Origin of the sequence: Microcoleus sp. Pol12B5 (assembly GCF_036701335.1) — a bacterium.
In the GTDB taxonomy this organism is placed as follows: domain Bacteria; phylum Cyanobacteriota; class Cyanobacteriia; order Cyanobacteriales; family Microcoleaceae; genus Microcoleus.
The window spans coordinates 45683-52015 of record NZ_JAUBQQ010000039.1 but is presented as its reverse complement, the minus strand read 5'-3'; the positions used below and the strand labels follow the sequence as shown (position 1 = coordinate 52015).

General features: G+C 46.4%; 6 protein-coding genes. 3 read left to right on the top strand and 3 right to left on the bottom strand.

All coding sequences use genetic code 11. From position 1 onward, the window contains the following. Positions 1 to 82 precede the first annotated feature (82 nt). The 3 genes from QUA24_RS17125 to gltD all read right to left on the bottom strand — a co-directional run bounded on the left by QUA24_RS17125 (position 83) and on the right by gltD (position 2619). Positions 83 to 625: an Imm30 family immunity protein gene (locus QUA24_RS17125; protein ID WP_333172018.1), complete on the bottom strand. Its 543-nt coding sequence runs from the start codon at positions 623 to 625 to the stop codon at positions 83 to 85. A gap of 2 nt (positions 626 to 627) precedes the next feature. Continuing rightward, a complete protein-coding gene (locus tag QUA24_RS17120) occupies positions 628 to 1026 on the bottom strand; it encodes a hypothetical protein (protein WP_333230886.1) in 399 nt (132 codons plus the stop codon). A 108-nt stretch (positions 1027 to 1134) separates the two neighbouring features. Beyond that, a complete protein-coding gene (gene gltD / locus QUA24_RS17115; RefSeq protein ID WP_333230885.1) occupies positions 1135 to 2619 on the bottom strand; it encodes a glutamate synthase small subunit in 1485 nt (494 codons plus the stop codon). Between the two features lie 86 nt (positions 2620 to 2705). Here gltD and QUA24_RS17110 point away from each other — a divergent pair, with 86 nt between their 5' ends. The 3 genes from QUA24_RS17110 (at position 2706) to QUA24_RS17100 (ending at position 6296) form a co-directional block, all read left to right on the top strand. Next, positions 2706 to 2963, top strand: coding sequence for a hypothetical protein (locus QUA24_RS17110; RefSeq protein ID WP_333230884.1), 258 nt, complete (start codon positions 2706 to 2708; stop codon positions 2961 to 2963). Between the two features lie 173 nt (positions 2964 to 3136). Beyond that, entirely contained in the window at positions 3137 to 4168 is a 1032-nt protein-coding gene (locus tag QUA24_RS17105) for a sulfate/molybdate ABC transporter ATP-binding protein (protein WP_333230883.1), read from the top strand. A 184-nt stretch (positions 4169 to 4352) separates the two neighbouring features. After that, positions 4353 to 6296 carry an ATP-binding protein gene (locus tag QUA24_RS17100; RefSeq protein ID WP_333230882.1) on the top strand — a complete coding sequence of 648 codons (1944 nt, stop codon included), beginning with the start codon at positions 4353 to 4355 and terminating at the stop codon, positions 6294 to 6296. Positions 6297 to 6333 lie beyond the last annotated feature (37 nt).

Below are 6333 nucleotides of genomic sequence, written 5' to 3'. Positions count from 1 at the left end.
AAGTTAGAGCGGCGGATTGAATTTTCTAAAGTTATGTCATTTTCTTCTTAACAAAAATAGTTTTCTGCACCACTAAGGTGACCTACTTATCTTTAGCGACTCCTGCTACTGCTAGCAAATCAGAAAGGTCTTGGAATTCTGGTTTGACTAAGCCTAATTGCTCCCGCAAATAGACAATTAATTGATTCGGAGGAATTTCTTTAAGATATTGTTCTAAAAGGTCAGCTAATTCTTTTGGTAGCTCAATAGTTTGTTTCATCAGTGAGCTTTGGCTGTCAACAGCAGACAAAATATCTTGATAACAAGCACGCGCAGACTCATCATTTAGGATGCGATCGTGGATAATTTTCGTCCATTCCGGTGCGGAAACGATTAATTGCGGAACCGCATTAATAAATGCTTGAAGTTGCTTTTTTACGTCAAAAGACTCTAGAAAATGGATGAGACTAAACATGACTTCCGGGTGCTGACATTTGTCATCTAAGACTAGATGCAGTTCTCGCAGATTTTCTATTGGTGAGTTTTTGGCAAGTTCGGCTAGAGCATTCTCAAATGCAGCGACTTCTTCATCGGAACGCATCAATCTATTAGTTTCTAAAACGTTAATTAATGAATTATGGCTCATTCTCAAACCCTCCATTTCTCGAAAACACCTTGCCACGCTAACTTGTTTTGCTGAATGACTTGCTGTAAACCCCGCTTAATTTCTGGGGTGTAAAGTCCTTGACAGCGATAAATCGATCGCACATCCCAAACTTCACGAGCGAGAGAGTGTCTTGGTAATATATTTAAGTTAGGGGATTGTCCATAGGATAGCGTTTCTCTGTGGCGACCGCCCATTCCTGGTGACAAATGCTCCATCATCATTGCTATCCCTTTGTTTCTGGTGTAAGCAGGCACTTTTGCTTCCATAAACGCATTTGATGGTATGTGATGTGGCGTCAGGTTATCGCCTCTACATCCTGTTTTGAGTAATTCACTATAAGTACCGACAGCACCCTCACCCGAAAGTAATGAATTTGGCATAATTGGGGTTAATTCTGTAATAAGTTCGTAGTAAGGACTTTAGTCCTTAAATCCGAGTTTGAAAAGACTGAAGTCCTTACTACAAACCAATGCGTCAAGCCGATTGCTTTAAGGCAAATCAGTGCTCCCCATCAGATAAAGGTCGCACTCCCGGGCCACGCCGCGCCCTTCATTAATCGCCCAAACCACCAAACTTTGTCCCCGGCGACAGTCCCCAGCCGCGAAAACTCCCGGAATGCTGGTTGTATATTTTTCGTGCTCGGCTTTCACATTGCTGCGCGCGTCCCGTTCCAATCCCAGCGCATCCAGCAAGGGCTGTTCCGGGCCGAGGAAGCCCATCGCTAGCAACACAAGCTGTGTCGGCAACACTTTTTCGGTGCCGGGGATGTGGTTCGGAATAAACTGCCCTTTCTCGTTTTTCGCCCACTCCACCTCAACGGTGTGCACGGCTTTGACATTGCCGTTTTCGTCGCCCTCGAACTTTGTCGCCGTGGTGAGATAGCCACGGGGGTCGTCGCCGAATTTGGCTGCTGCTTCTTCTTGGCCGTAGTCGAGGCGGTAGACTTTCGGCCATTCGGGCCACGGATTGTTGGCGGCGCGTTCCGAGGGCGGTTTGGGCAGGATTTCTAGCTGTACGAGGCTTTTGCAGCCGTGGCGAATGGAGGTGCCCACGCAGTCGGTGCCGGTGTCGCCACCGCCGATAATCACAATATCTTTGCCTTCGGCGGAGATGAAGTTATCGTTGGTGCTCTTGTCTAAAACTGCTTTGGTGTTCGCCGTCAGGAAGTCCATTGCGAAGTGGATGCCTTTTAATTCGCGGCCGGGGATGCCCAAGTCGCGGGGTTTGGTGGCGCCGGTACAGAGCACAACGGAGTCGTATTCTTTTAGCAGTTGTTCTGCTGGTAAGTCTTTGCCGACTTCGGTGTTGCAGACGAATGTCACGCCTTCGTCTTCGAGGACTTTCAGGCGGCGCATGACGACTTGTTCTTTGTCTAGCTTCATGTTGGGGATGCCATACATTAGCAGGCCGCCTGGTCGATCGGCTCTTTCGTATACTGTTACCCAATGACCGGCTTTATTTAGTTGCGCGGCGGCGGACAAACCTGCGGGCCCGGAACCGATGACGGCGATTTTTTTGCCGGTGCGTTTGGCGGGTGGTTCGGCAGTAATCCAGCCTTCATCCCAGCCTTTGTCGATAATCGAGGCTTCGATGTTTTTAATCGTGACTGGCGGGTTGTTGATGCCGAGTACGCAAGCGCCTTCGCAGGGTGCGGGACAGACGCGGCCGGTGAATTCAGGGAAGTTGTTGGTTTTGTGGAGTCTGTCTAGGGCTTCTTTCCACAGTCCACGATATACGAGGTCGTTCCATTCGGGGATGAGGTTATTAATCGGGCAGCCGCTTGCCATGCCGCTGATGAGGGTACCCGTGTGGCAAAACGGAATGCCGCAATCCATGCAGCGCGCGCCTTGGGTGCGGAGTTTGTCCTCATCCATCGGCAGGTGAAATTCGTCCCAGTTGTGGACTCTCTCGACGGGTGAGAGTTCGGAGGGCAATTCGCGCAAGAATTCGATAAAGCCTGTTGGTTTTCCCATAGTGGTGTTCTGGTTAGAATTTACTATTCTGTCAGTTTTTCAAAGGTGAAGCTGGCTGGCTTCTGAATTAACTATTGTGATCTAAATTGTGTGCGATCGCACCTCAGATTGAGCAATTCCTACGTGAAATCTTCAATATCGCCGGGAGTCGGGGAATTGTCGGCAGCCGTAAAATATACAGCCACAGCAAAGAAACCGGGTTTTTTACGGGGGTTAAAGGTTTTAAAGGTTTTGATGCAGTATTTTCGTCCATCAAACCCGGTTTCTGCGTAATTTCAGCATTGCTTACTCTGGGACGATCGCATTTACCGCTACAGCCACATCTCGAAACGCTGACGGCTTAACTCGGACGGCCCGCCAGCCTCAACTTTGAAACGCAGTCCCCATCTGGAGAGCATCGAGATCCTATACAAAAAGTTACAGACCTTGCAAAATAATATTTTCAGGATATACTACTGTAAATCTGTCAGATAAGCGGAGTTTACTTTTTTAACTCCTAAAATAGGTAAATAAACTCATGAGCATTACAGTTCAGAACGTATCGAAACACTTCGGCTCCTTCCACGCAATTGACAACGTGAATTTGGAAATTAAAAGGGGTTCTTTAGTCGCGCTGTTGGGGCCTTCTGGTTCCGGGAAATCGACTCTGCTGAGGATGATCGCGGGGCTAGAACCGCCGGACAGCGGTCATATTTACCTGATCGGTGAAGATGCTACTCATCAGTCGGTGCAAGAACGGCATATCGGTTTTGTGTTTCAGCACTACGCTTTGTTCAAACACATGAGTATTCGGAAAAATATTGCTTTTGCGATGGAAATTCGCAAAGTTCCTAAAGGCTCAATTAGTAGGCGGGTTGATGAACTTTTGGATTTAGTGCAGTTGACAGGTTTGGGCGATCGCTATCCTTCACAACTTTCCGGGGGCCAGCGACAGCGGGTTGCTTTGGCCAGAGCTCTCGCAGTTCAACCGAAAGTGCTGCTGCTAGACGAACCTTTTGGAGCATTAGATGCTAAAGTCCGCAAAGAATTGCGATCGTGGCTGCACAACCTTCACAAAGAAGTTAACATCACCACAGTTTTTGTGACTCACGACCAAGAAGAAGCTATGGAAGTAGCCGATGAAATTGTGGTGATGAACAAAGGTAGAGTCGAACAAGTTGGCACTCCTGCTGAAATTTATGACAAACCTGCGTCAGCTTTTGTGATGAGTTTTATTGGGCCTGTCAATGTGCTGCCGAATGCTGCGGGTTTGTTCGCCAGCAACGGCACAACGGCTCACAATAACGGAGCAGCCCATTCTGATTTAGTGTTTTTGCGCCCCCACGATGTGGAAATTCAAACTAAGCCGCAGTCTGGTTTTGCATTAGCAACAGTCAGTCGCATCATTCATTTAGGGCGGGAAATTCAAACCGAGTTACTATTAGAATCGGAGCAGGTAGTAACAGCTTACGTGAGTCGCGAGCGTTTCGATTCTCTACAGTTAACGCGAGATCAGCAGGTTTACGTCAAACCCAAACACGCCATGACATTCCCCGCTTATTCAATTTAAATCAGCGACTGCATCTTACTCAAAATACTATCCGGGATCTTCTACAAAACACTGCTCCCACATCGTTACCAGGCTCGTGCCTGGTAATGCTGTCTCGTGGCTCTAAATCGGAGGCAGATCCTCCTGAAATTCATTCCCAGGCAGAGCCTGGGAACGAGAACTAGAAAAAAGATAGGTGAAGAATATGACTGCTAACAAATTCTTGAATTTAGCAACTAGCACTTTACTTAATTATCGCCGTTACATCCAGGCAGGATTAACACTTTGTGCAGGATTGGGACTGTCTGCGATCGCCTCTTCAGTTGCGTACAATTGGGAATACAAATCCATGCAAGCCGAACTGCAAGACCGGCTGGACAAAATAGCTACAGACATTCAGAGAGATGTTAGCGGAAATTTAGAAATAATTCGTGCTGCTGGAGCCTTTTACAGCGTATTTGACGGCGTTAAACAACCAGAAATGAAGACATTTGTTGGTCCTGCCCTCTACCGCCATCCGAGCCTGAAGGCGATCGCTTGGCTGCCTCGTGTTTCTGACTCTCCGCAATTCCTGACAGAGGAAATAGATTTAAGTTTAGATTTAACTGCCAATCTGGTAGCGTTAGAAAACGCCACAAAAAGACAAGAAATTATCGCGACTGACCGCCAAAAAATACCCTCACAAAATTCCCCAAGCTTCTTCGTTTTTCTGCCAATTTTTAGTCAAACGTCTCCTGGCGATACCGCAGCCTTGCCGCAAAATTTACCTGCAAGCAAACCAGAAAATTTGAAAGGCTTTACTATGGGAATTTTGCTCATTGATGCTATTGTTAAATCGGCGTTACAGGAAACTCAACTTAACTTTGTTAACGTGTATCTTCAAGATCCTATGGCTCCTGAATCCGAAAGATTTCTCGCTTTTTACGAAGCGAAGACTAAAAGAATAGTTACTGACGAAAACATTAAAAATAAACTCTATATTGGGGAAAGAGCTTACTGCCCGGACGGCAGCAGTTGCACCCGCATTCTCAATATTGAAAATCGCAGGTGGCTGCTGCAACTGCGACTAACGCCAGAGTACATTAATCCTCTAAGATTTTGGCGTTCTTTGACTGTTTTAATATTAGGGATTATCTTAAGCTTGGCTGTGACACTTTATCTAATGAGCTTGTTGAATTATACAGATAAACTTGAACAAGTAGCAGCAGAACGCACGGCTAAATCTCAACAGCTAGAGCAAACGTTGCAAGAGTTGCAGCAAACTCAAACTCAACTGATTCAGCAGGAAAAAATGTCTAGTTTGGGTTTATTAGTTGCTGGTGTTGCCCACGAAGTTAACAATCCTATTAGTTTTATTTACGGCAATATTCAACACGCCAGCGCATATAGCAGCGATTTGTTGGAGTTAGTAAAACTCTACCAAAAACACTATTTATACCCTTCCTCGGAAATTACCGAGCATTTACAAAATATTGACTTTGACTTTCTCAGCAAAGATTTGCCGCAACTGCTATCTTCGATGAAAATAGGAGCCGATCGCATTGTTCAAATTGTTCAATCTTTGCGGAATTTCTCTCGCTTAGACGAAAGCGAAATGAAACCTGTCAATATCCATGAAGGCATTGACAGCACTCTGCTAATTCTGCAAAGTCGCCTGAAAGCTACAGCCGATCGCCCGGCGATCGAGATTGTTAAAAATTACAGCCATTTACCTTTAGTAGAGTGCTATGCCGGACAATTAAATCAGGTGTTTATGAATATTCTGGCTAATGCGATCGACGCCCTTGAGAGTTACAACCTCGATCGCGGGCCCACAGCAGCGAAAGCCAATCCGATCGCGATCGCCATAACCACAGAATATTCAAGTCCCGATAAAATAATTGTGCGGATATCCGACAACGGCCCCGGTATGGCAGAAAATGTCAAAAAAAGGCTGTTTGACCCGTTCTTTACGACTAAACCTGTGGGAAAAGGGACAGGATTGGGACTGTCCATCAGCTATAAAATTATCGTAGAAAAGCACAAAGGTACGCTGCGCTGCGATTCGACACCGGGATTGGGGACGGAATTCTCGATCGAGATTCCGCTGCGACAAGAAGTCAGACAACCTGTACCGTTTGTTTCGCGGAAAATATCGGAGGCAGCATAGAAGGGGCTGGGAAAGGAAAATTTTTTTCTCATCAACT

What these genes read in the sequence shown, in the direction of transcription:
- QUA24_RS17100 (WP_333230882.1), top strand. Translation starts at nt 4,353, where the DNA reads ATGACTGCTAACAAATTCTTGAATTTAGCAACTAGCACTTTACTTAAT.
- QUA24_RS17105 (WP_333230883.1), top strand. Translation starts at nt 3,137, where the DNA reads ATGAGCATTACAGTTCAGAACGTATCGAAACACTTCGGCTCCTTCCAC.
- QUA24_RS17125 (WP_333172018.1), bottom strand. Translation starts at nt 625, where the DNA reads ATGAGCCATAATTCATTAATTAACGTTTTAGAAACTAATAGATTGATG.
- QUA24_RS17120 (WP_333230886.1), bottom strand. Translation starts at nt 1,026, where the DNA reads ATGCCAAATTCATTACTTTCGGGTGAGGGTGCTGTCGGTACTTATAGT.
- gltD (WP_333230885.1), bottom strand. Translation starts at nt 2,619, where the DNA reads ATGGGAAAACCAACAGGCTTTATCGAATTCTTGCGCGAATTGCCCTCC.